Origin of the sequence: Microcoleus sp. Pol12B4, from assembly GCF_036701385.1 — a bacterium.
In the GTDB taxonomy this organism is placed as follows: domain Bacteria; phylum Cyanobacteriota; class Cyanobacteriia; order Cyanobacteriales; family Microcoleaceae; genus Microcoleus.
Map to the genome: position 1 here is coordinate 1 of NZ_JAUBQR010000083.1, position 25,306 is coordinate 25,306.

At 48.3% G+C, this 25,306-nt stretch carries 20 protein-coding genes and 1 pseudogene; 12 read left to right on the forward strand and 9 right to left on the reverse strand.

What is annotated here, in order from left to right; all coding sequences use genetic code 11:
- Both QUA38_RS13595 and QUA38_RS13600 read left to right on the forward strand, forming a co-directional pair.
- Positions 1–472 (forward strand): annotated as a pseudogene (locus QUA38_RS13595) (transposase); the annotation flags it as partial.
- A gap of 21 nt (positions 473–493) precedes the next feature.
- Positions 494–844, forward strand: a complete 351-nt coding sequence (locus QUA38_RS13600; RefSeq protein ID WP_333162544.1) for a transposase — start codon at positions 494–496, stop codon at positions 842–844.
- A 183-nt stretch (positions 845–1,027) separates the two neighbouring features.
- On the opposite strand, the gene QUA38_RS13605 is transcribed toward QUA38_RS13600, so the two are convergent.
- Positions 1,028–1,642, reverse strand: a complete 615-nt coding sequence (locus QUA38_RS13605; protein WP_333162546.1) for a hypothetical protein — start codon at positions 1,640–1,642, stop codon at positions 1,028–1,030.
- Positions 1,643–2,064: 422 nt separating this feature from the next.
- Between QUA38_RS13605 and QUA38_RS13610 the strand changes: the two genes are divergently transcribed.
- The 7 genes from QUA38_RS13610 to QUA38_RS13640 all read left to right on the forward strand — a co-directional run bounded on the left by QUA38_RS13610 (position 2,065) and on the right by QUA38_RS13640 (position 10,144).
- On the forward strand, positions 2,065–2,235 hold the full coding sequence (locus tag QUA38_RS13610) for a hypothetical protein (RefSeq protein ID WP_333162548.1): 171 nt from the start codon (positions 2,065–2,067) through the stop codon (positions 2,233–2,235).
- A 659-nt stretch (positions 2,236–2,894) separates the two neighbouring features.
- Positions 2,895–4,463, forward strand: coding sequence for a protein kinase domain-containing protein (locus QUA38_RS13615; RefSeq protein WP_333162550.1), 1,569 nt, complete (start codon positions 2,895–2,897; stop codon positions 4,461–4,463).
- Positions 4,464–4,984: 521 nt separating this feature from the next.
- Positions 4,985–5,317 carry a DUF6825 family protein gene (locus QUA38_RS13620; protein ID WP_190660406.1) on the forward strand — a complete coding sequence of 111 codons (333 nt, stop codon included), beginning with the start codon at positions 4,985–4,987 and terminating at the stop codon, positions 5,315–5,317.
- Positions 5,318–5,434: 117 nt separating this feature from the next.
- Positions 5,435–7,201 (forward strand): AarF/ABC1/UbiB kinase family protein, encoded by a 1,767-nt coding sequence (locus tag QUA38_RS13625; protein WP_333162552.1) that lies wholly within the window; start codon positions 5,435–5,437, stop codon positions 7,199–7,201.
- Positions 7,202–7,618: 417 nt separating this feature from the next.
- Positions 7,619–8,350 carry a PP2C family protein-serine/threonine phosphatase gene (locus QUA38_RS13630; protein ID WP_190274384.1) on the forward strand — a complete coding sequence of 244 codons (732 nt, stop codon included), beginning with the start codon at positions 7,619–7,621 and terminating at the stop codon, positions 8,348–8,350.
- Positions 8,351–8,411: 61 nt separating this feature from the next.
- Positions 8,412–9,614: an anhydro-N-acetylmuramic acid kinase gene (locus QUA38_RS13635; RefSeq protein ID WP_333162554.1), complete on the forward strand. Its 1,203-nt coding sequence runs from the start codon at positions 8,412–8,414 to the stop codon at positions 9,612–9,614.
- Positions 9,615–9,694: 80 nt separating this feature from the next.
- Complete coding sequence (locus QUA38_RS13640; RefSeq protein ID WP_015176194.1) at positions 9,695–10,144, forward strand: hypothetical protein; 450 nt, start codon at positions 9,695–9,697, stop codon at positions 10,142–10,144.
- A 433-nt stretch (positions 10,145–10,577) separates the two neighbouring features.
- Here QUA38_RS13640 and QUA38_RS13645 read toward each other — a convergent pair whose 3' ends face one another.
- The 8 genes from QUA38_RS13645 to grpE all read right to left on the reverse strand — a co-directional run bounded on the left by QUA38_RS13645 (position 10,578) and on the right by grpE (position 19,320).
- Positions 10,578–10,775: an NblA/ycf18 family protein gene (locus QUA38_RS13645; protein WP_006635253.1), complete on the reverse strand. Its 198-nt coding sequence runs from the start codon at positions 10,773–10,775 to the stop codon at positions 10,578–10,580.
- A 479-nt stretch (positions 10,776–11,254) separates the two neighbouring features.
- Positions 11,255–11,983, reverse strand: a complete 729-nt coding sequence (locus QUA38_RS13650; protein ID WP_333162556.1) for a biopolymer transporter ExbD — start codon at positions 11,981–11,983, stop codon at positions 11,255–11,257.
- Between the two features lie 15 nt (positions 11,984–11,998).
- A complete protein-coding gene (locus QUA38_RS13655; RefSeq protein ID WP_333162558.1) occupies positions 11,999–12,784 on the reverse strand; it encodes a MotA/TolQ/ExbB proton channel family protein in 786 nt (261 codons plus the stop codon).
- A 241-nt stretch (positions 12,785–13,025) separates the two neighbouring features.
- Positions 13,026–14,276 (reverse strand): ribosome small subunit-dependent GTPase A, encoded by a 1,251-nt coding sequence (gene rsgA, locus QUA38_RS13660; RefSeq protein ID WP_333162560.1) that lies wholly within the window; start codon positions 14,274–14,276, stop codon positions 13,026–13,028.
- Positions 14,273–14,563 (reverse strand): sulfurtransferase TusA family protein, encoded by a 291-nt coding sequence (locus QUA38_RS13665; protein ID WP_333042225.1) that lies wholly within the window; start codon positions 14,561–14,563, stop codon positions 14,273–14,275. The genes rsgA and QUA38_RS13665 overlap by 4 nt, the downstream gene beginning before the upstream one ends.
- A gap of 291 nt (positions 14,564–14,854) precedes the next feature.
- Positions 14,855–15,982 carry a molecular chaperone DnaJ gene (gene dnaJ, locus QUA38_RS13670; protein ID WP_333042223.1) on the reverse strand — a complete coding sequence of 376 codons (1,128 nt, stop codon included), beginning with the start codon at positions 15,980–15,982 and terminating at the stop codon, positions 14,855–14,857.
- A 132-nt stretch (positions 15,983–16,114) separates the two neighbouring features.
- Positions 16,115–18,232 (reverse strand): molecular chaperone DnaK, encoded by a 2,118-nt coding sequence (gene dnaK / locus QUA38_RS13675; RefSeq protein ID WP_333162562.1) that lies wholly within the window; start codon positions 18,230–18,232, stop codon positions 16,115–16,117.
- A 293-nt stretch (positions 18,233–18,525) separates the two neighbouring features.
- Positions 18,526–19,320, reverse strand: a complete 795-nt coding sequence (gene grpE / locus QUA38_RS13680) for a nucleotide exchange factor GrpE (RefSeq protein WP_333162564.1) — start codon at positions 19,318–19,320, stop codon at positions 18,526–18,528.
- 1,292 nt (positions 19,321–20,612) lie between these two features.
- Here grpE and QUA38_RS13685 point away from each other — a divergent pair.
- The 3 genes from QUA38_RS13685 (at position 20,613) to QUA38_RS13695 (ending at position 25,007) form a co-directional block, all read left to right on the forward strand.
- Positions 20,613–22,619 (forward strand): GspE/PulE family protein, encoded by a 2,007-nt coding sequence (locus tag QUA38_RS13685; protein ID WP_333162566.1) that lies wholly within the window; start codon positions 20,613–20,615, stop codon positions 22,617–22,619.
- A gap of 75 nt (positions 22,620–22,694) precedes the next feature.
- On the forward strand, positions 22,695–23,792 hold the full coding sequence (locus tag QUA38_RS13690; RefSeq protein ID WP_333042216.1) for a type IV pilus twitching motility protein PilT: 1,098 nt from the start codon (positions 22,695–22,697) through the stop codon (positions 23,790–23,792).
- Positions 23,793–23,879: 87 nt separating this feature from the next.
- Positions 23,880–25,007: a type II secretion system F family protein gene (locus QUA38_RS13695; RefSeq protein ID WP_333162568.1), complete on the forward strand. Its 1,128-nt coding sequence runs from the start codon at positions 23,880–23,882 to the stop codon at positions 25,005–25,007.
- Positions 25,008–25,306 lie beyond the last annotated feature (299 nt).

Here is a 25,306-nt window from a genome sequence, read left to right on the forward strand (position 1 = left end):
AAAAAAGCTGCCACCAAATCCGAATAATTGCTGGTCTAAGAAATCTCGCAAAAAACAGGAGCCTCAAAGCTCAACGCCTGACACCACAAGAGTTGATGACTATGCACAACATCTAAAGAATACTCGTTATTTCTTCCCAATTTCTGTACGTTATTTGGTCGCTGATGGCTATTACTACCGCTCTAAATTCTGGGATGTTGTGCGGGAGTTAAATTTAGACTTTATTGGCAAGTTAAGAGTTGATGCTAACCTACGCTATCTTTATACAGGTGAACAAAAGAAACTGGGAGATCCACGTAAATATGATGGTAAGGTTGACTGCCATGATTTGACTCGTCTTAATTTTGTTAAAGACCTAAAACCGGGAGTTTCCTTATATACATTAGTTGTGTGGAGTTGTTGTTTAAATTGCCCAATTAGTTTGGCTTGTATTTCTGAGGTTCAAGCCAACGGACAAATTAAAAATGCTTGATTATTTAGCACTGATATTCACTTGCCGCCTGAGCAAATTGTTGAATATTATCAGGCTCGTTTCCAGATTGAATTTATTTTTCGTGATGCCAAGCAGTTTACGGGATTGTCTGATTGTCAAGCTCGTCATTTACCACGGCTTGATTTTCATTTTAATGCCAGTCTTATTGCCTTAAATTTGGCCAAACATCAACTCTCTAGTTGTCATTCATCTGCCAAGTCGTTTGTCTTTTCAATCTGTTCTTATAAACGCCTAGAATTCAATAAGCATCTACTTTGTACCTTTATTGATAAGTTAGATTTAGACCCGGATTTGATTTTAAATCATCCAAATCTTCCTTCAGTCTTGTCTTATGGTACTCTGGCTGCTTAAAAACTGTCCGGAGTATTGCGTTAAGATACTAGTGACTTTTTTCGCTCTGCTCGCGGAGCGTCCCTATTCCAAAACTGTCCGAAGTATTGTTAGGTTTTTAATTGTATTTTTAGCATACTAGGTGATGAAAAAAAATCTACTTTATTTCAAGCAATAGGATGGCTATGTGCGATCGCACCCACCCTAAAAATCAACACTCTCTTCACCAATACTTCCGAGTTCCCCGCTACCCAGAAACTCTTCGTCCTCTACTTCCTCACTGCCAGACTCGAAACTTTCCACCACAAACGGTAAACCAGCCGCCATCAAACCCCGTTGAATCAGTTCCGACGTTTCGTCAAACAAAACAAATAGCGGATGAACAGCCTCAGCTTCATCGCTGTAAATATGTCTGTAGCGGTGTGGCATCACCCATTCGTAACCTTTGTCCAGCCAAACCTGAGACTGCCGCCAGCGGCCGAGCAACTCAGAAAACTCTTCGCTCGGACGATGAATGAAAATCAAAATTTCCACGCCAATTTTAACTTTCCATTCAGGATCGCACATCAAAATCGCCAAATCGCAGGGCAAACAAACTGCCTGTCCCGGCGATATGCTAGTGCCGCTGCTTCCCGCATACGAAACCCCGTCTCGCAAGCGGGCAATTGGCAAAGGAATTGTAATTAAACTCTCATGGGCGCGGCGGATACTCGGAATCATTTCCATGTAAACCCGATATTTTTTCAGCAGGGTAATCGCGGCAGAAGATTCGCTGTACTCTGCTAGTAAAGTCTCGTAATGTGATTGTTTAACAGACATTTTCAAACCAAAGAATAAGTAATTATTAATTGCTGCTAATTGCTAATCGATCGCTTCTCGTTACCAAGAAGACCTCACTTGTGAAAACTTAAGCTCAAGTTCCCCGAAGGGGGGAACTTAAGCTTGCCTCCAGGCCTTGGTGTGTAACGCGAACAGCGATTTAAGCATTGAGGGCTATGGGCTACCAATGTCTGGAGAATGCTTACAGGTTTTTTATTTACAAGGTTTGAGTCATTTGGCGTCTCAAGATTAAGCCCGATACGATGCCTCTTTGTCATTTTATGCCGATCGCCGGAACTTCATCTGAGCCAAAAAGGTAATCTGGTCTGTAAGGTGTGACTCTTGGAGCAACAGGGGAAAACGACGTACTATAAATCCAGATCGTATTCGCCATCGGAATGTACCAGGTCGCCTCAAATTAAGTGATCGCAGCTAGATTGCAAGAATTGCTCTCTCCCCTAGTCTATAACCAACTAGGCTATGACCAGTTGGGATTAAGGTCGCCGATACTCGGTTTACCTTTGATGATGGCCGCAGTGTTAACCTTACATAACTTAGCGGTGGAACTTTTCTTGCAATCCTTGATGGGCTAGGCGGCCAAGCCAGAAGCCTCCCAGAGTGGCCTAGGTGAAGTATTGCCCACCTACCCAGAATTTACCGGGTGTGTGTTCAAGCTTCAGGCAAACATGGATCTGAAACGCCGCGCATCGCCTTTGTGCGGGTGTGTTCTAGTAAGTTTGAAAAAAAGATGCTGGTGAAACACGCTCGCTGGCACGGGTAAAAGCATCTGCGACAATGCCTTTGAAGGTCAGATTCTGATCTCTTTAAGAATCGAGTGTGTCTTCATACCTGAGCCTCTCCATTTCCCAAGCTCAAGATCGCGATGCGGCTATTTTGTAATTCATAAAATTGATCATAAGTCAACAGTGAACCTAAATCTTTACAAAAAGTGGCTAATTTTAAAGACTTGCTAAAACACTGAGGGGTTGTACCCCCCATAAGTTAGAGTCAGATACTATAGATGCACCCTGATGGCTTTCCCGTTCTACAAGAACGGGATTTTTATTATTGGAAAGCCGGAGCGTTAAGTTTCACAATACCTACTACAGATAAAATGACGTGGGGATGCCAAGATTAAAGATATAGCAGAGCTAAAGCTCAAACTAGGGCGCCGCTCGATCAAACCTCACCCCTAACTCTGCGAAATAACCCAAAGGCGGTAGCATAGTTTGGGAAACGGCATCAACTGAAGATGAACTTAGCGCCAGCAACAGTCCTACAACAGGGCAAATACAAAATTAACGCGACTTTAGGGATAGGAGGGTTCGGCATCACTTACCGAGCTATCCACACCCATTTAAACCAAACCGTCGTACTCAAAACCCTCAACGAAAGTCTGCGCCAACACCCAGAATCCGCCCAATTTCAGCAGCAGTTTATTGCCGAAGCCCAACGCCGATCGCGGTGTCAGCATCCCAACATAGTCAGGGTAATTGACTTTTTTGAAGAAGCCGGACAGTCTTTTATTGCAATGGACTACATTCCGGGCCAAACTCTCGCCCAAATAGTCGAAACCGATCAGCCGCTGCCAGAAGCCCAGGCCCTACACTATATTCGGCAAATAGCCTCAGCCGTAAGTACAGTTCACCACAGCGGATTGCTGCACGGAGATATCAAGCCAGAAAATATTATCCGGCGAGCCGATTCTCACGTAGTAATGTTAATAGATTTCGGAATTCCCCGCGGCTTTACCGCCGGCACCAAACAAACCCACACTAACTTGCTCTCCCCCGGGTATGCGCCGATCGAACAATACCTCTATGAGGGTAAATGTACACCGGCCACTGACATCTACGCGATCGCAGCCACCCTCTACTATTTACTCTCCGGCGTGGCGCCCGTAGCAGCACCCTTGCGCGATCGCATTCCCTTGACAGAGTTACGGCAATTTCAGCCCAACCTCAGCCCGGGAATAGAGCGAGCCATCCTTCAGGGACTCGAAATCGACCCCCACAACCGCCCTCAGACAGTCGAAAATTGGCTCACCATGCTGCAAGAAACAGAGCGAGTATCAGTAAAAAGAAAAGGCAAGCAAAGTCTAAGATTGCCCGCACCTCCCCCGCCACAGTTGACTTTTTTGGCGTTTGTCGTAACGGCTGCAATTGCAGGCTGGATGGGTTTTGACCTAGCATGGCACTACAACAGCACCAGTCTCAGCAATGGTCCCAAAATTGACTCCTTCCCATCTCTCGAAGATTTGCTCAAATCCCGCGATTTGTCAGGGCCAATGTTCGGGCAGCCGTCTGTCGAAAGTAGCCCTCTCTACCCCATCGAACTCAACAAGCGCCCTAAACCCCCCTTAGACAGCAGCAACATTCCCGAACAGATAGATCCCTCAGACACTAGCGCCGAACCTTCTGAGTCCCCAAACCAGGAAACTCCCGCCCCAGATCCCGAAGCCGAACCGGATCCCTCCCCGACGCCCGAAACCGCAGAGGAGGCTTCTGATTCCCCCATTCCAGAGGATCAAACCGAAATCGAGCCAGAACCCCAACCAGAAGCCGCACCAGTACCAGAAGTTGCGCCCCTGCCTGCAGAACCGCCCGCCGCACCCGCTCCGCCTTCCCCTGAGAGTGCTAGCGCAGAAACCCTGCCGCCGTCGGAATCCCCGTCGCCAGTAATAGCGTCGCCGATCGAGCGATCGCCTGAGCCTGCGATACCAAGTCCCAGTGTCAACAATTCAGATAGTTCTATCGCACCTGATTCACCACCCCCTGTGGCAGATCCCACGATACCTTTTCCCGAACCTGCGACAAATTAGTAAGTTTTTTGTTGGTTCAAAGTGCGGACAAATACTTGGTTTTATGAGTCAGCAAATATCTGCTAAGGAGTTGAAATAATAAGCCCCTACCTAGCGAACCACTATCTTCCAAAAACTTCCGTCAAATCTAAAAATCCCAACAGTCGCCGTCTGAGTTTATCGAATATTTCCTATTTCCTCTGTCATCCAAATGCCAGAAAAAAAAATGCAGGGCGGTGTTCTATTTTGATTTAAATTATGTTAGAATATGTGCGCGGCGCTGAAGTGGTGTGATGTCGCGTATTAATACTGCCAAGCTGCAAACATTTTGGTACAAAGCAACCCCAACCTCGAATTTGAGCCAGTGTTAAGCAAGGCTTTTATGCTAAGCCGTGGCGCGTTAGACTGTTCTAACTCTCAACAATCCCATCGCCGACAAAGGGGTGGGAGTGTAAATTTCCCCAAAATTCCTTCCTTTGGGAGCAAGCATCATCGGGGACAAGCAAGTTATAATTTGTTGCGGAAGCGCACAGAGATTTTTTATGAGTAAACCCCCAGTTCATGCTTTTTTTGTAGGCAGAGCACTTGCCGAAGCACTGTACGAGCAATTAGAAAGCGCAGCAACCAACGCTTTCTCTGAACTCGGCAAATTTGACGCAGAACAAAGAGAACGCCTGCGGCAATTCACCGATCGAGTTGTGGAACGGGCAAATCGAGCTTCGGATGAGGCGATGCAGACCAGGACTGGCACTGCAAGCACCACCACCATTCAAGACATCCATCCTGCAGATTTGCAAGCGACTATTGACGAGCTGCGCGCCGAAGTGGCTCTTGTGCGATCGGAATTGCAGCGCTACCGCAGCAGTTTGCCGTAGCGCTCGCTCCTCCGACCACAACTATTATTTATGACTACGTGAGCGCATTGCTTTGCGCTCCTGCGCTCCTACTTTCAATCAAAGCAACAACATAAAATAAGCAATTTGGGAACCCAAGTGTCTGCTCTCCTTGATGACTCTGTTAATCGCCAGCGATCCCCCAAGCACGCTGGTGAAGCCGATGAGCCAAAAACTGCTAGTAAATCCTACAAAAGTAAAGCTTATCGCTGGAACCGCGAAAAATATTCCCGGAAGCGGCGCTTCTTCGACATTTGGGCCTTTGTCTTGCTCTGGCTGGCTTCCCTCTGGCTCGACAGCAAAAATTGGAGCTACTGGGGAGGCGTGACTGAAGAAAAGAAAGTTGCCAGACGCCGCTTTCAAGCTATCTGGGTTCGAGAAACACTCTTGGATTTGGGGCCAACTTTCATTAAAGTTGGGCAGTTATTTTCCACCCGCGCCGACTTGTTCCCCGCAGAGTTTGTGGAGGAACTTTCTAAGCTCCAAGATAAAGTCCCTGCTTTTAGCTACGAGCAGTTAGAGGTAATCGTTGAGCAAGATTTGGGCAAGACAGTTCAAGAACTCTATCGCAGCTTTGACCCAGTGCCCCTGGCTGCAGCCAGTCTGGGTCAAGTACACAAAGCTCAACTGCATTCGGGCCCGGAAGTAGTGGTCAAGGTGCAGCGACCTGGACTGCGGAAGCTGTTCGAGATCGATTTGCAAATTCTTAAGGGAATTGCTCGCTACTTTCAAAACCATCCTAAGTGGGGCCGCGGCCGAGATTGGATGGGGATTTATGAGGAATGCTGTCGCATTCTGTGGCTGGAAATTGACTATCTCCATGAAGGCCGCAATGCTGATACTTTTCGCCGCAATTTTAGCAACTGTGACTGGGTGCGGGTGCCGAGGGTTTATTGGCGGTACGCGGCTCCGCGAGTGCTGACTTTGGAATACCTGCCGGGGATTAAAATCAGCCACTACGAAGCTTTGGAAGCGGCCGGTATCGATCGTAAATTAATCGCTCAGTTGGGGGCAAAAGCTTATTTGCGGCAGTTGCTCAACGACGGCTTTTTCCACGCTGACCCACACCCCGGCAACATCGCTGTTAGTGCTGACGGTTGTCTGATTTTCTACGATTTTGGCATGATGGGGCAAATCCAGTCGAACGTCCGCGAAGGACTGATGGAGACGCTCTACGGCATTGCTTCCAAGGATGGACAGCGGATTATGGATTCTCTGATCAATTTGGGAGCTTTGGTGCCTACGGGTGATATGAGTCCGGTGCGCCGATCAATCCAGTATATGCTGGATAACTTCATGGACAAGCCTTTTGAAAATCAATCGGTGAGCGCGATTACGGACGACCTTTACGATATTGCCTACAACCAACCTTTTCGCTTCCCAGCTACTTTTACTTTTGTAATGCGAGCTTTTTCCACCATCGAAGGGGTGGGCCGAGGTTTAGATCCCGAGTTCAACTTTATGGAGGTGGCACAACCTTTTGCCATGCAGCTTATGAGTAATGGAAATGGTCCTGATGCAGGTAGCAGCATTTTTAACGAAATCGGCCGTCAGGCTGCTCAGGTGAGTTCGAGTGCTTTGGGTTTGCCCCGCCGGATTGAGGAAACGATTGATAAACTCGAACAGGGAGATTTGCGGATTCGCGTCCGTTCTGCAGAAACAGAGCGCTTGCTCCGCCGCATGAGCAGCGCTCAAATGGGCACGAATTATGCTTTGCTGATGAGTGCTTTTACTTTGTCGGCGACAATTTTGTTTGTCAGCAATCAAGTCTGGCCTGCTGTGGCTGTGGCCGTGCTGGCGGCGGGTGCAGGGTTTGCTATGCTGCGTTTGTTCAAGCGGATCGATCGTTTAGACAGGATGTCATAATTGTGCAATTTGCGATTTGAAATTTCAGGTTTGAGATTTCTCGCCAGCCAAAATTTGACATCGAATGTTAAGTTTTGGCTGGCTGACCACAGATTGCTGAAATTTACAACACTTATGCGCTTTGAGGCTAAAAACCCAGTTTCTGCCTAGATTTCTCGCCAGCAAAACCTCTAATTTTGGGTATAAATCCAGTTTTTTTTTGCAGGTGCTGTTTGATTTACTGGATTTACCGAAATTTTAAGATGGGATTACCATCATACGATCTACAATATGAGGTCAAGGAAGTGCAATTTTTCCAAAACTCGAGATCGTGGGGCGCAGAAATTTCAACTGCCGTTCGGGATTTAAGTTTTGGAACAAAACATCGCACCCCATTAAATCAAGCTTTCAAGTTCGATGAGTCCAATCACCCAATCTATGAAACGCTCTTTCGCAGGTAAGACAGACACAGGGCTAGTTCGTTCCGTAAATCAGGACTCGTACTACATAGACTCTGACGGGCGATTTTTCATAGTGGCCGATGGAATGGGAGGACACGCCGGAGGTCAAGAAGCCAGCCGGATTGCGACTGAGGCGATTCAATCTTATTTGCTAGAACATTGGGAAGGGCCTGAGGATTCTCCGCTGTTGTTGGAAAAGGCTTTTTTAATTGCCAATCAAGCAATTTTGACGGATCAGCTCGACCACCCTGAGCGTGCTGATATGGGAACTACGGCTGTGGTTCTAATGTTTAGGGATGAGGGCAGACCTTGGTGCGCTAATATCGGGGACTCTCGCTTGTACCGACTGCACGGATCTCGCTTGGAACAGATTACTGAAGACCAGACTTGGGTGGCTCAGGCTGTGAAAAGAAAAGCCCTAACTCCTGACCAGGCTCGCACTCATCCTTGGCGTCACGTTTTGTCGCAGTGTTTGGGTCGCGATGATTTGCGGGAGATAGATATTTTGCCGGTGGACGTGCAGCCTGGGGATCGCTTGCTGCTCTGCAGCGATGGCCTGACTGAAGAACTTTCCGATCCTTTGATAGCTTCGCCTCTGAAGTCGATTCGCGCCTGCGAGGGCGCTGCAAATGCTTTAATTCAAGCAGCTAAGGATAAAGGTGGACGCGATAATATTACTGTGGTGATCGTAACGATCGACCTCAAATAATATTCGATCGCTAGATCGCAACCGACCATCAAAAATCGAAAAATCTAAAATCTAAAATTGAATGACCCGCGTTATCGGTTTGATCAGTGGCACGTCGGTGGATGGCATTGATGCTGCTTTGGTGGATGTGGTCGGTGCCCAAACAGACTTGAAAGTGCAATTGGTGATCGGCAAGACTTTCCCTTATCCTGCTAATTTGCGCTCGCAAATTCTCTCGGTTTGCAGTGGCTCAGCTTTGTCAATGGCTGAACTAGCGGAATTAGATGATGCCATCGCCCAAGAATTTGCTACGGCGGCATTGACAATTCAAGCAGAATATGATAAAGCCGAATTAATCGGCTCTCACGGTCAAACCGTCTACCACCGACCTGCTGGGAAAGCCCAGAAAGACAGCACCAGTGGGTTAATGGGCTACAGTTTGCAAATCGGGCGGGGCGCGCTAATTGCAGAATTGACAGGCATTACTACTGTGAGTAACTTTCGATCGGCAGACATTGCTGCTGGGGGTCAAGGAGCACCCTTAGTGCCAATAGTTGATGCCTGCCTGCTAGCGGACCCCAACCTCAGCCTCTGCATCCAAAATTTGGGCGGAATTGGCAATGTTACCTATCTTCCGGCCAGGGGAAAAGGGGGAAACAATGACGAGTCTGAGATTTTGAGTATTGGGGATGGCATATCGGGCTGGGATACAGGCCCGGCGAATTCCTTGTTAGATTTGGCAGTGCAGCACTTCTCAGGCGGCACTAAGACAATCGACGAAGGTGGAGCTTGGGCGGCATCGGGAACTCCCTGTCAAGCTTTAGTCGAGGATTGGCTCGCATCAGAGTTCTTCCGCCAAGCACCGCCGAAATCAACGGGGCGAGAGCTATTTGGTGTAGACTATTTTGACAGGTGTTTGGTCGAGGCCCAAGGTTACAACCTCAGTCCTGCTGATGTGCTGGCTACTCTGACAGAACTGACTGTTGCCTCGATCGTTCACAGTTACCAAACTTTTTTACCGGCTATGCCCGATCGAGTTTTACTATGCGGGGGTGGCAGCCACAATCTCTACTTAAAACGCCGATTGCAATCTCAATTGCATCCAGTGCAAGTGTTGACTACTTCTGAGGCAGGCTTGAATGTAGATTTTAAAGAGGCGATCGCTTTTGCGGTTTTAGCCGCATGGCGGGTTCGGGGCATTCCCGGTAATCTGCCTCAAGTTACTGGTGCCCGGGCACCGGTACTTTTAGGGGAAATTAACTCTTGTTGGCACAGTTGGGCGTGATAGCATAGAGTCTGAGGGACAACGGCTGTGCGTTGTTGCACCAGCATTGTAGCCAGCAGGAAAAGCATAGGAACAGCACTGTGGCTCACACGTTTTTAATGGAATCTGGCCAATGGACGCTCGAAGGAAGTTGGATTGAGCGCAATGGCGTGCCAATTACGGTTAAAGGCAAAACTTTAGTGAGCTGGAACCGAACAGATTGGTTCAGTATGGTGACGAAACTCGTGTTTCCTGGAGGCGACCGCGAAGAGATTATTTTGCAGTACCGAGGACACCTCAACAGCGATGAACGGCAGTATACTTTTGTACTCCAACACAGCGAACTCGGCCGTGTCGAGGGCGAAGGTTGGATTGCTCCCCAGTCGATCGTCCAGCGTTATTGGGTATTGGGAGACGAACGCCAGCGACGGACGGGTTTTGATACCCTTCACCGCGTTGATGACAACCGCTACTACCAATCTAGCGGCATCATGTCTGGTCATTACTTGACGAGTACAATGGAGGCCACTCTGGAACGTCAGCCAGAATAACTCTGTCTAGAGTCCACTGTTGCCAGTTCTAGGGATTGATGTGAAAATTGAAGGTTTTGCTAGTCGGAGGTCGCGCTCAGATGTCCGACTAGCGCCATTGTTATCAAACCTCATCCGCTGCAACTAAAGACAAATATATTGAATTTGTTAAAAATTTTAATTGGTTAAAAATTTAACACTTATTATTAAGAGTTATTCAATTTTTGAGTCGAGGCGCGATAAATTATCTTTGCGCTCTCCTGTGGTGTCAAGAAAAAAACTGCTTAGCTCGACTCCCACATTGAGTGAAATCCAAAAAGAAACTGTCAAGTTTTCCTCATGTCTGTACAGAGGCCTTCTACCTTCTGCCTGCGAGTGACGCCCCATCACCCCCAACTCCTTTCCGCCTGAGGGAACAGAGTAAGAGACGGAGGTCGCCGACTGCGACTCTTTGCTACTCAACACCTGGGTTAGGTTCTAAACCCCAGTGGTGTTTCAGAAAATGGCGGTACATGGTTTCCCGCAGCATCATTTGCTCGTAAAGCTTTACCAAAAACTCCTGAGCTTGTTCGCGGCTCATGTCACTTACCTGTGTTTTGAAGGAACACAGGCTAAATTGCTGTTCCAAAGACAATTCTGCTGGTTGGCTCATGACTTTGACTCCTCTGTAAGTGAAGGTTACTTAAAAGTAAACACCTGGATTAACCAGATTTGTAAGTTGTTTCAGCGATCGACCGTTGGTTTCGGGATGCCCGATTGCCCATCTGGCTTTAGTCTATATTACAAAAGGTAACAATCATTTGACAAAGTTACCATATGTCCGAGGAAATAACTTACTTAGGGACAGAGATGGCGAGATGTCTGCAAAAGTTCCTTCTGCAGGCATATACAACTGTATCTACTTGTCAAGAGGAAAAAGGCTCAGTACGAACCAAAAGAATTGAAGCCCTTTATACCGAATCGGGTGGAGCTTCTCTCCGCGAGGGGGAGAGGGGGAAATGAGGAGAGGGGGAGAGGCAGAGATTGGAAGATGAGAAGAGCGGGAGATTGAAAAATGAGGAAGATGGGGAGAGCGGAAGATAGGGAGAGTCTGAGAATTTCTATTTCTCTGTTCTCCCTTCTTCCTTCTAACTAATTCGAGGGCCGGCCATCCTGGGGTGGAGTGGTCGATCCGGGTCGGAAATTGGGAGCAGCGGGTGCAGGCGAAACAGGAGGAATGCCCTGATTTGTCCCAAAGTTGCTAGGCTGCTGTGGAGCCGGAAGAGGAGATTGAAACTGATTGGGATTGAACTGCTGCTGCCCAGGAGCCGGGAGAGGAGATTGAAACTGATTGGGATTGAACTGTTGCTGCCCCGGAGCCAGAGGAGACGGCAGGGGTTGACCGGAATTGCCGATCGCAGGTGCTGCAGGAATGCCAGAATTGGGTAGCGAGGAATTTGGCAGCGGGGAAGGAGCCGAACTAGGAAGAGTTGCCAGGGCAACTCGATCGCCCCCTACCTCTCTCAATTTGTCTAAAACCTCGACAACTTTGGCATATCTAGCATTTTGAGGAGCGTACAGCACCATCAACCCCGTAGGATTTTGGGTTTGAAAACTCTTTAAAACTCGATCTAGCTGTTGGTAATTAACAGGCAATTGGTCGATATAAGTTTGCCCGAAATCGTCAATGCTGACAATCAGCATCTCTCGCATTTGCGTTTGTCCCGTCTTCGCTTTAGGCAAATCAACATTAATTGCTTGCTGGCGAGTCAGTTGCAAAGCGGCGAGCAGAAAAAACGTCAGAATGCAAAATATCACGTCAATTAAAGGCACCAGTTCAATCCGAGCCTCTTCAGCAGGAGTATCTAAGTGAATCTTCATCCGTTCTCCTTAGTTCTAATTATTAGAAGGTGAATCTTCAGCCGGATCGGAACCTTTCAATTTCGGCTCCCGGTTACGTTCTCCCGCTTCTTGAGAATTGAGAGAACGCTTGTTCAAACCATCTGCACCAAAAGAAGAATTGCTGTATTCTGCACCGGGCGATCGACCCTTTGCATTAGCTGCAGGCCAGTATTGCCTGTAAAGCAATTCCAGTTCATTTCCTGCTTTACGAAATATTTTTGCCTGGTTGAACAAAAAAGCTTGAAATATCCGATAAAACGCCAAGGTAAAAATTGCTACTACCATCCCAGTAGCAGTGGTGATCAGCGCCTCGCTAATCCCCAAAGTTACGCCAGTTGTTGCCGAGGTGCCGATGTCGCCCAGACGGATAGAACTGAGCGAGTTAATCAAGCCCAGAACTGTTCCCAGCAACCCCAGCAAAGGGGCTAGAGCGATCGTAGCTTCTAAAATTTTGTCACCGCGACGCATCGAAGCCAACTCTTCATCGGCTGCTGCTTCGAGTGCGAGTCGAAATAAATCTGGTTCGGGATTATAGAGCCGCAGGGGTGCAGAAAGAAATCGCCCGATCGGCTGTCGGTTCGCTTGTCTGGCAATCTCGTTAGCCGCCCCCCAATCGCTGCGAGCCGCTTCCAGAATACGGTTAACTATCTGCTTTTCTTTGCTCAGGAGGCTTGCCCAAAACCACAAGCGCTCGATAATTGTACTCAAAGATAGAATCGATAACACCAACAGGGGCCACATGGCGGGGCCGCCTTTTTGAAACAGTTCTTGAATATTCACAATATTTTTGCTCCTGCAGTACCCGCTAACTTTTGCTTCTGTTCTACTTTTTTTAACAAATCTAAGGCCATTTAATTTTAGCTATTAATGTACTCAGGACTTACGCGCTCGCGACTAAAGAACGCCGGTTTTGCGGAGCGGGCATCGGGGTGCAACGAAGTATTTTCGTCGAGGAAACCCGGTTTCTGGGTAAGTCTTGGTACTGTTTTCTAGTGCCTACGGGCGATGGGCGGCGACTTCATCACAACTCGTCTAAATCTTGACACATATCTTGCAGCGACTGGTGTTGAAGGCGGCGGGAAGAGCGGCGATATTTTTTAGCTTGCAGCTTCGGTTCGTAATGCTGCGTACCATCAGACTTGGTTTGCTGCTTCAAACTCGATTCGGCGCTGCTGGAGTTTTGAAGAGCTTGTTGGCGGACGATCGCCTCTTCGAGAAACTGCAAGTAATACTCATAGCGCTCCCAACCGCCCCGTACCACACAGTTAGGCTCGTCTCGGTGCGAACAGTCGCTAAACTGGCAGCTACCCGAAGCCAGCCTCTGGCGCGCTTCTGGGAAATATTCCGTTAACTCTGAGGGATCGCATTCGAGAGCCGGCTGATTAAAGCCCGGAGTATCGGCCAAAAGTCCGCCGCCGGGGAGTTCAAATAGTTCGACGTGGCGAGTCGTATGGCGGCCGCGGCCGAGTTTGCCGGAAACAGCGTTCACTCGTAGGTTTAGCGCCGGGATCAGTTGGTTGATCAAGCTGGACTTGCCAACCCCAGAAGGGCCACAAATTACCGTTGTTTTTCCTTGCAGGTGGTCTAGAAGCAAGTTCGGCAACGGGCTATGTACGGGGTTTGACGGATGTAACGGCTTGACATAATTTGGATTATGGAGGTTATCCTCAGAACTCAGCAGAGATGGCTCTATTTTCTCTACTGAGTCATAGAAAAGTGCTTCCCAGGCAGAAACTTCCTTTTGATCATTAGCAAGGGCTTGCTGAACTCCTGAGCCACTGCGGACGCTAATAAATATTGGTTCGTAGCCCCAGTCTGAAAGTCGATCGCGCCACTGTTCCAACTCCTGGGGCGTGACCAAATCGCATTTGTTCAGGCACAAACTCACCTCTAAACCTGTTGATTCTGCCTTGACTAAAAACCGAGTTAATGATGCGGGGTCTAAGTCGGGTTCGGCGAGGGCAAAAACCAGGAGAATGCGATCGGCATTAGCTACAGGCGGGCGGTTGAGTTCTGTTTGCCGGGGGAATACTTCAGAAATTGCACCCCGGCGGTCAGTCCAGTCAGGTTCGTCTACCACCACGCGATCGCCCACCATCACCTGTTGACCAATTTTTTTGAGTCGAGTGCGACGAGTGCATAGGAGAGTCGGAGAATCAGCGAGGGGAGGATTTTTCCCGTCAATGGAGACTTCGGGATCTAACCTCACTTGGTAGAAGTTAGCCTGAACAGCAATTACAGTACCGACGATCGAGGACGAATTCAGGCTCATCCTGCTTCCTTGTCTTCTGGGCGCTGCACTTTCATTGAAAAAAAGCCCGACTCCGGTTCATCCGCGACAAATTGCGTTTCCAGAATCTGGTAGCCTTCCATTTTTAGACTATCGGGTACTTGTTCGATCGGCTCCCCAGCATCCAGCCACACCTCCAAAACAGCACCTGGTGCCATTTGCTCCAAGCGCAGTTTAGTGCGGACAAAATTCAGAGGACACGGAGTACCCCGCAGATCGATTTTGGCATCTGGGGATTTGGGATTTTCAATTTTCGATGTTGAATTCATAATGCTTTTTGCAATCTCAAATCCTGAAAGCCTTACTTTTTTAAACAAGTTGCCTGGAAACTGGAGAATCTGAAATTTTCTTTCCAATTGGACACAGACTATTATTCTTTCTCAAAAAAGTGAGCGCAATTGCGCTCACTTTTTTGAGCGCTGCTGAAACGCAATGCCCAGGAAGCGTCCCACCTGAGATTTTTGTGAGCAATTGCACACAAATTTTTGACCGATACTGAAACAAATTGCCGGGGAATCCTCAAACAGGAAAATTTGACACCAATTGGTGTCAAAAATTGCTTATTTCTGAAACAAATTACCCAGAAACCCTTCCAAGCCGCCTTTACCGGTACGATCGCCCTTCAGCTTAGCAAGCTGCATCAGCAACTCCCGTTCCTCAGCCGTCACCTTAGTGGGAATGTCAATAGACACTGTAATCAAATGATCGCCACGACTGACTGGATTTCCCAACCGAGGCACCCCTTTTTTCTCCAAAGTCAAAACAGTATTCGCCTGAGTTCCGCTAGGAATCAACAATTCCGTCGGCCCGTCTACGGTTTCCACTTCCAACCGGCACCCTAAAATTGCTTGCAAATAACTAATTTTCACTTCCGAGCTAACGTTAGTGCCGTCGCGCTTAAATAGCGGATCTTCATTCACCGCCAAGAACACGTAAAGATCTCCAGGCGGGCCGCCCAGTTTGCCGGCATCCCCTTCATTGGAAACGCGCAAACGAGTACCATTGTCAACCCCAGCCGGAATTGTGATTTTCAGCTTTTTCATCACTTCTTTCTGGCCGCGGCCGCCACAAGTTTCGCACTTATCCTCAATCACTTGCCCGGTGCCGTTGCAAGTAGGGCAAACTGAAACTTGAGTAAAGCTGCCGAAAGGAGTGCGGGTAGCGCGTCGGACTTGACCACTGCCGGTACAAGTCGAGCAAGTTTGGGGTCTGGTTCCCGGTTTGGCGCCAGTCCCGGTGCAAGTTTCGCAGGTTTCTAAATGCTTGATGCGAAGTTCTTTTTCGCCACCAAACACTGCTTCCCGAAAATCCAGCCGCAAATCTAGGCGCAAATCGTCTCCGCGCACCGGCCCGCTGCGCCTGCGACCTTGCTGTTGTTGGCCGACACCTCCCTGAAAACCCTGAAAGAAGCTTTCAAAAATATCGGCAAAGCTGTCACCGAAGTCTTGGAACCCAGGCGCGCCTGCACCGCTGACCCCTGCTTCGCCGAAACGGTCGAAACGGGCGCGGGTTTCTGGTTCTGAGAGTACCTCGTAGGCGCGGTTAATTTCTTTAAACCGCTCCTCAGCACCGGATTCTTTGTTGACATCTGGATGGTACTTGCGAGCTAGGCGGCGGTAAGCACGCTTAATTTCTTCTTTGTCTGCGCTGCGAGAAACGCCTAATATTTCATAGTAATCACCGGCCATAGAGCTGCTTGCCTGGAGGTAAATAACAAAAAGTGTACGAAAAAGAAACGGGCGACCTTTCCTGAAATTACAGATTAAAAATCAAAAATTCTTATTGTTAATTTTTAACTTTTAACTGTTAGCTTTTCAGTTTTAAAGGAAAGGATTCATATCATCAACTTCTGGTTCGGGAACCTTCTGTTTTTGTTTTGACTGTGGATTTGACTGTGGACTTGACTGTGGATTTGACTGTCGTTTTGACTGTCGTTCCGGCTTTGGTTCCGACTTTGATTCCGGCTTTGGTTCCGGCTTTGGTTCCGGCGGAGCTTGGGGCGCCACCAGCAGCTCTTCTTTCAGCAAAATACTGTCGTCGTCCGCTTTAACCTCTTCTGGTTCTGATGATTCTACTTCTGACATCATCTCACTTTCAACAACAGATCCTGACGGGGCTACCCCGCTGCGGGCTTGGTCGTAGACTGCTGTCCCCAGCGAGTATAGCAGTTGCTTGAAAGATTCGATTGCGGGCGTGAGTTCCTCGACTGTGATGTCGGGGTTAGTCATCGCTGCCCGCAAGGCTGCTGCGGCTTTTTCCGCTTCTGCCTTAAGGTCGTCGCTCAGCAGTTGCGCGTTGGTTTTTAAAGTTACACCACAATTATAGACGAGGGAGTCAGCTTGATTTTTGAGTTCGACGAGTAGAGCGCGCTTGATGTCTTCGTCGGCGTAAAGTTCGGCTTCTTGTCGCATCCGCTCGACTTCGGTTTCGCTCAATCCCCCTGTATTGGAAATTTGGATGCTTTGTTCTTTTCCGGTTCCCTTGTCTTCAGCAGCCACTTTGAGAATCCCGTTGGCATCGATTTCAAAGGTAACTTCGATTTGAGGTACGCCACGGGGAGCTGGGGGAATGCCTTTGAGCAGGAACTTGCCGAGACTTTTATTGTCTTTAACCAATGCCCGCTCGCCTTGGAGCACGTGAATTTCTACCGATGTTTGTCCGTCTGCTGCCGTGCTGTACATTTGCGATCGGCTGGTGGGAATAGTTGTATTGCGCTCGATTACTTTGGTGAACACCCCGCCCAAGGTTGCGAGTCCCAGGGAGAGCGGCGTCACATCGAGCAGCAGCAAGTCTTTGACTTCACCACCCAACACCCCAGCTTGAATTGCCGCGCCTACCGCTACAGCTTCGTCGGGATTGACCGATTTATCGGGAGAAACGCCCCCAAAATACTTGCTAATTGCCTTTTGAACTGCCGGAATCCGGGTTGAGCCTCCCACTAAAATAATTCTGTCTATGTCTTTGGGGGTCAAACTTGCGTCTTTGAGGGCTTGAGTCACCGGATCGATCGTCGCTTGCACCAAATGAGCCACCAGTTTTTCAAACTGAGCTTTGGAGAGTTCCATTTCCAAATGCTTCGGCCCTTTCTCGTCAGAAGAGATGAAGGGCAAATTGATTGAGGTGGATTCGCGGTTGGATAGTTCGATTTTCGCTTTTTCAGCAGCTTCTCGGAGGCGCTGCAAGGCCATTTTGTCTTGTGAGAGGTCACTTCCTTCTTGAGTGCGGAAAGCTTCTACCAGCCACTGGACTATGCAGTCGTCAAAGTCATCTCCTCCGAGATGGTTGTTACCGGAGGTAGCGTTGACTTCAAAAATTCCGTCTCCCAGTTGCAGGATCGAAACGTCGAAAGTACCGCCGCCCAGGTCAAAGACCAAGATTTTCTGTTCTATATTTTGCTTGTCTAGCCCGTAGGAAAGGGCTGCCGCTGTCGGTTCGTTGACGATCCGCAGGACTTCTAGGCCCGCGATCGTACCGGCGTCTTTAGTAGCTTGCCGCTGGGCGTCTGTGAAGTAGGCGGGCACTGTAATCACGGCTTGGGTAACAGTTTGTCCTAAATAAGCTTCAGCATCTTGCTTGAGCTTTTGGAGTACCATTGCCGAGATTTCTTGGGGAGTGTGAACCTTGTTCCGAATTTGGACGTTAACGGTATCGTCTTTGCCTTTTATGCAGGTATAGGGAGTTCGGGCTCGTTCTTCTTCCGTGTCGTCCCACCGCCGTCCGATAAATCGTTTGATACTGTAGACAGTATTTACAGCATTAGTTACAGCTTGCCGCTTGGCCAATTGACCTACTAACCGATCGCCCGCCTTGCCAAATCCTACTATACTCGGAGTTGTGCGCCCGCCCTCGGAATTGGCGATCACGACCGGTTTACCGCCCTCTAACACAGCTACGCAACTGTTAGTCGTGCCTAAGTCAATTCCAATAATTTTTCCCATAGCGCCTCATAAAACTTTGTGGGATGTTTGGAAATCTCCAACTACAGGTTGGGAGATGAAAAACGACTCAGCTTGTTTAAACAAGCATTCCCAGACTAGATTTGTAGGAAATAAACTTGATGTCCTAAAGCAATATCAAAGACTGGTAAAAACATTTTTCAGAATTTTTGGATCAAGCGCTGACCTGCTTTTAGTCATCTTTAATTAAGAAGCTGGTGAGTCTGCCACCTTGGAACCCCCGAATTCTATTCGGGGGTCAGTGACTTTGAGGAATGCAGTAGCTTGTATCCCGATTAACCTTCTGAACTATCGGGATTTTCATCTGAGGCTACCACAGATAGCCCAGCCGCTGCAACTTTCACTTTGGCGTGCCGCAAGACGCGATCGCCCAGAATGTAGCCGCGTTCTAGTTCTTGGATAATTGTTCCTTCCTCGTGTTCGTCAGTTGGCTCGCTCAGTAGAGCTTCGTGGAGGTTGGGGTCAAACTGTTCGCCTTCGGGGCGCATCGGAGAAACCCCGATTTGCTTGAGGCCGTCTACCATTTGCTTGTAAACGCTTTGGTAGCTTTTGTGAATGTTCATTTCGCCATCGGTTTGCGGCTTGATGTGCGATCTAGCGCGCTCGAAATTGTCTATTACCGGCAACAGGGGTTTGATCGTGAGACACCTTGCCTGTAAATCTAGCTCTTCTTTTTCCTTTTGGGTGCGCCTGCGGAAATTCTCAAAATCTGCTGCTAGGCGGAGATTTTGATTTTTCAGCTCTTCTAGTTGAGCGGATGCCGCTTGCAACTGAGTTTTTAAAGCCTCTTTTTCATCGGTTACCTGCGCCAGTTCCTTCTTCCAAGGCTCCGCCGCGTCTGCAGTCGGACTGTTGGTTGAACTGCCGGTGACGGTAGACCCCGATGCGTTTGCTGGGGTGCGATCACCCTGAGCGCTTTGATAAGCTCGAGCAAGTTCGAGCTCCCAATCCGCCGATTCGTTCGAGTTTCCTGATGCCGCCGGATTTTCGCTTGCCATTGGGGAACCCTCTGGGGTAGTTTCCCCAGTTGAGTTAGGATCTTGATCTTGCTGTTTTTCCTCGTCAATCATAAAAGCTGCGCGACAGAACCCTATCAATTCTAGCAGATACAGTTAACCCGGTAAATCTAGAGGACTCGAATTGACTGTGTATGGCACAATTTGAAAAAAGGAAATCTCGCCCGATCTGGAGACATTCCTCAAAGCTTTCCATAAAATATTCAAATGCCCCTTGAGATATTTACGTATAATATGACCGTAATGGGGCAAACCCAACGTTTTTTGGTTCCTCATTTTTGATTAACTCGCTCGCATTTACAAAAAATTTTATAAGTAGATTTTGCTGTTAAGTCTACTACAATATTTCCCATTTGGGAGACCAGATATTTAAATGTTGGCTTAAAACGATAGTGACTTAAAATGATCCTCTATCATGCTATTTTAGTCGCAAGCTGACGCTGGCATTTTTTACCATTTGCTGAGTTGCCCAATTCGGGAGAAAGAGGAATTTGTATTGACTGACTAAGTAGGTAGCAGTGTGCTTTTGTAAATCTGATACTAGGTTGTTAATCTTGATGCGAATTGGGACTGTGCTTTTTCTAATTCGATAGCGCCGAAGTCTCTTGAAGTCTCAAATTTCTGCCAGCCAAATGATAGAGATTAGTTGCTTTCGCTGACATGATAATCTGTAGATTAGATTGATATCTAATTTGCCTATTTCCAACATTTCTGAACCGTCCAGCTTACGTCACAAAGGTTCGGACACCAGGGTAGAATCAAAGTAATATTTACTGACCCAAAACTAGAGTTGCTCAAAATTTGCCCTGGGGGCTCATGCAGCCGACGATCGGGCAGTGACCGATGGCAGATAATTAATGAAAATATATTTCACAAGGGCGATCGAGGCTTTCGTAAAAGCTATCATCACAGAACATAGCTCATCTTTAATTTAGTACAGCTAACCGCGCCACCACGGGCGCTGTAATTTGAGCAAACAATTTGGGAAAATAGAATTAGTCTGGGAAGGGGACACGCCCTGCCCCGCTTTTCTCTCCCGGTACGGGAAATCCCCAAGTGATGTGCCTTGACGCTATAACGAGAGTATCCCGCAAGTTAATCAGGTAAGTAAGCAACTTAGCACTCAACGAACAAGATTTGATTGCAAGCACCGGCAAATCCCTCCAACATCTCGTCAATTTGTGGACGAAGCTTAGAGGGGACTTCGAGCTTACACTTGAGAGATAGGGATTGAGCAACAAAATGATAGCTGATCCATAAGCAAAGAATACGGGGGTTAAAACCCCGCCTTGGTTTTCCTCTCAGCACTCTTTGTGACTGAGTTTCCCACCTATTGAGTGTTTTTTATGACTAGCACATCCCCGCTGCGCTCCACCTCCCTAGTTTCTGTGAGCCAATTTCCTCCGGCTCTCACCAAGATGATTCTGTCGGGTTACGTCAACGGCGAGCAAGTGAAGCAAGCTCAAATTGAAAGCCAGAAGTCGGGCAAGCGTTTGACGGAGGTATTAGAAGCACTTACCGGGCAGCCCTTACCCCCAGAATTGCTGCGACTTTACAAGAAGCAGCAGATGTTTGAACGGAAGATAGTCTACGGCGTTGAAGCATTTGATCCGGAGATGAGCGAAATGTCTAACGAGCAACTCGGACTTATGCTCGATACGTTGAAGATTTCGATCGACATTTGTCACCAAGGTCGGTTTTTACCCGTAGCAAAGACTGAAACTGAGCCTGCGGCCGTTTTAGTAGCAATGGTAGATCCCGACAACCTCAATGCCATAGAAGATTTGAGGCGGATTTTACAGCCTCACGGCTTGGCTTTGCAGCGACGGGTGATTACGCCAGACGACTATCAGGACATAACTTCGGCCTATCAAGAGGACCAAGTTAAGGTAGCAGCCAAAATGGCAGCAGCCGAAAAGCAGAGAAAGATGGATTTAGGGGAGGGAGATTTTGGTGAACTCTCGCTAGAAGAGGAGAGTGCCGACCAAGAAGACCTAGCTAATACCTTGGACGATGCTGAGGCAGCTCCGGTAATTAAGGCGGTCAATATCATTTTGGCTAAAGCTCTGTCGGAAAAGGTGTCTGACATCCACGTAGAACCTCAAGAAGAGTTCATGCGGATTCGGATGCGGAAAGACGGGGTGCTGCAAGAGTATTTCCGGTTTCCCAAGCAGGTAGTCGCATCGATTACGGCTCGTTTCAAGATTATTGCCAACCTGGATATTGCCGAACGCCGACAAGCTCAAGACGGGCGCATCCGCCGGGTGTTTGAGGGACGCACGGTCGATTTCCGGGTGAACAGCTTACCTTCGCGGTACGGCGAAAAAATCGTACTGCGGATTTTGGACAGTTCTAGCACTCAGTTGGGCTTGGGTTTGTTAATCTCCGACCAGGAAACTCTGGCTTTAGTGCGAGAGAGTGCTAGCCGTCCATTCGGACTGATTTTGGTGACGGGGCCGACGGGTTCGGGCAAGTCAACTACTCTGTACTCGATTCTGGCGGAACGGAACGATCCTGGGGTAAATATCAGTACGGCGGAAGACCCGATCGAATATGCTTTGCCGGGGATTACCCAATGTCAAGTAATTCGGGAAAAAGACTTGACTTTTTCCAACATTCTGCGGGCATTTTTGCGGCAAGACCCTGACGTGATGCTGGTGGGGGAAACGCGGGACAAGGAAACGGCAAAAACGGCTCTGGAAGCTGCTTTGACGGGACACTTGGTGCTGACGACGCTGCACACGAACGACGCGGCCGGGGCGGTCGCGCGTTTGGCCGAAATGGGCGTAGAACCGTTCATGGTTTCGGCAGCTCTGTTGGGCGTGTTGGCTCAGCGTCTGATGCGGCGCGTTTGCGACAAATGCTGCATTCCTTATCAGCCTACTGCTGCTGAACTAGGCAAGTACGGTCTGTCGGCTTCTCAAGAAATAGATCTGACTGTTTACAGAGCCAACACCGTACCGGTGGAGGGAAGGAAGGAACTCGCAGAACGCGAGCAACTTTGTACCAAGTGCGCCGGCCTAGGCTACAAAGGACGGGTAGGGGTTTACGAGTTCCTGAAAAATACTGAGCGGCTTCAAACTCTGATCACTCAAGGAGCTCCCACAGAGCAAATTAAGGAAGCAGCAGTAGAAGAAGGGATGAAAACGTTGTTGGCTTACAGCTTGCAGTTAGTGCGGGAAGGCGCGACTACTTTTGAAGAAGTCGAGCGGGTGACTTTTACTGACTCGGGCCTAGAGGCTGAACTGAAAGCCAAACGCAAGCAGGGACTTACCTGCAAAAGTTGTCGGGCGGAATTGAAGCCGGAGATGCTGGATTGTCCGTACTGCTTGACGCCACGCTTTGTGGATTGATTGAGCAGTTAACTGTTGACTCTTAACTGAGCTAGATTGGTCAATAACTATCAATTTGATCGAGGAGAGGTATCTATGGGTCTGATGATTGAAGACGTACTGGAGTCCCTGGTAGAGCAAGGGGGTTCGGACATACACATCCAAGCGGGCGCGCCTATATTCTTCCGAGTCAGCGGTAAACTAACTCCTCAGACGCAATACGGCGACATTCTGTCTGCTGAGGAAGTGCAGATCCTAATTTTCCAAATGCTCAACAATATGCAGCGCAAGCAGTTGGAAATGGAGTGGGAACTTGACTGCGCTTACGGGGTTCGGGGATTGGCTCGGTTTCGCGTCAATGTCTACCGGGAGCGGGGTGCTTGGGCGGCTTGTATGCGGGCTCTGGCTTCTAAGATTCCTAACGCAGATGCTTTAGGCGTGCCACAGATTTTGCGGGATCTGACCGAAAGACCCAGGGGTATGCTGTTGGTGACGGGACAAACGGGTTCCGGGAAAACTACGACGATGGCGGCTTTGTTGGATCTGATCAACCGGACGCGGGCGGAACATATTCTAACAGTTGAAGACCCGATCGAATATGTGTTCCCTAATATCAAGAGTTTGTTTCACCAGCGTCAAAAGGGCGAAGATACTAAGAGCTTTGCTAATGCGCTCAGAGCAGCTTTGCGCGAAGATCCTGATGTGATTCTGGTGGGGGAAATGCGCGACTTGGAAACGATCGGTCTGGCAATTTCGGCTGCAGAAACGGGTCACATGGTGATGGGAACGCTGCACACTAATTCGGCGGGTGCAACGATCGATCGGATTTTGGACGTGTTCCCGCCCATTCAACAACCCCAGGTTCGCGCCCAGGTGTCTAACTCTTTGGTGGGAATTTGCAGCCAAAATTTGGTAGTGAAAGTTGGGGGTGGCCGCTGCTGCGCTATGGAAATCATGGTGAATACTCCAGCTATGGCTAACTTGATCCGGGAGGGCAAAACTCCGATGATTTACTCCCAAATCCAAATGGGGGCGAAATTGGGCATGAGGACGATGGAAATGGCCCTCGCTGAACTTTACAAGAGCGGTAAAGTCACTTGGGAAGCGGCAATGGGCAAGGCTTCTAAGGCTGACGAACTCGAACGCTTGATCGGCCCGGCACCTGTTGGTGGCGCCCCGGTAAAAGCTCATTAATTCAGTCAGCAGTCATTAGTCAGAAGTCTGCCGACTGAATTAATGACTGATGAGTCATAAATTTTAATAAATTTTCAGAGGTGAGCTGTGGCTACCAACGTTATCCGCGAAAAACCGAAAGGTGGCTTTGATTTCAGTAAGATTCAGGAGCAAATCGAGTATAACCTTACCAGTCTTACTGTTAAGGATATGGCTATTTTTGCTCGTCAGTTTGCGGCTATGTTTAATGCAGGGGTGGCGATCGTGAGATGCCTTTCCGTGCTGCACGAGCAGTGTTCTAATGCTAAACTGAAGCGAGCGCTCAGAAGCATGAATGCTGATGTGCAGGAGGGGATAAACTTAGCAGAGGCGATGGCTAAGTTTCCTGATGTTTTTGACCAACTGTTTATCAGTATGGTGGCGGCGGGAGAAGTCGGGGGGGTGCTAGATGAAACCCTAGACCGTCTGGCGGTGATGATGGAAAAAAATCACAAGACGGAGGCTGAAATTAATTCGGCGATGTCTTATCCGAAGACTGTGTTCTTTATTGCGATCGTGATTTTTTTCGCAATGACAATATTCTTGCTACCAACTTTCGCTAAAATTTTTAAGGATATTGGTGCAGATTTGCCTGCTTTTACGGTGTTTATGTTGGCGATTAGTGCATTTTGTACGGCTTGGCCTCCCATCCAACAGATAACAGTTATTGGGGTGATTATAGCGCTAAAAATTGCATTCGATCTCTACTACAAAACTCCAGTAGGTCGTCTACAAATTGATAGAATTGCGATGAAGTTGCCAATTTTTGGAGATTTGATCGAAAAATCTGCTGTGGCTCGGTTTTGCGTGATATTTGGATCGCTGACGCGATCGGGCGTGCCGATTCTCAATTCTTTGGAAATTGTGCGAGATGTGGCAGGGAATCAGGCGATATCTAATGCTATCGAATATGCGAGACAGGAAATTCAAAGCGGCGGCATGATCAGTATTGCTTTGCAAGAACAAGCTGTTTTTCCGTCTTTGGCCATCCAAATGATGGCAATTGGCGAGGAGACAGGGGAACTTGACAAGATGCTGATGAAAGTTGGCGCTTTCTACGAAACCGAAGTTGAAGAAGCAGTAAAAGGACTGACCAGTATGCTAGAACCTTTGATGATTGTGGTCGTCGGTGGTATCGTAGGTTCGATTTTGCTATCGATGTATCTGCCGATGTTCGCAGTGTTCCAAAAGCTGTAAAAAAGGGGTAATTAGTTATTAGTTATTAGTTAGTAGCAATTAACGCATGACCAATGACTATTCCAATCGTTCCCAGGCAGAGCCTGGGAATGCCTTTGGAGGAGGCACGTCCTCGATTAAAAGGAGAAAAAAATTGGGAGGCAGAGCCTCCAAATCTTCATTACCAGGGTCTTCCCATTGATGAAAGCTTACGAAAATGTCACCAAAGTTATATAGCAATCCTAATTGAGTTGTGAACACCGATCTGATAAAATATAAAAAGCATAATAAACAGAGAATTGCCAAAATGGATAGCCAGG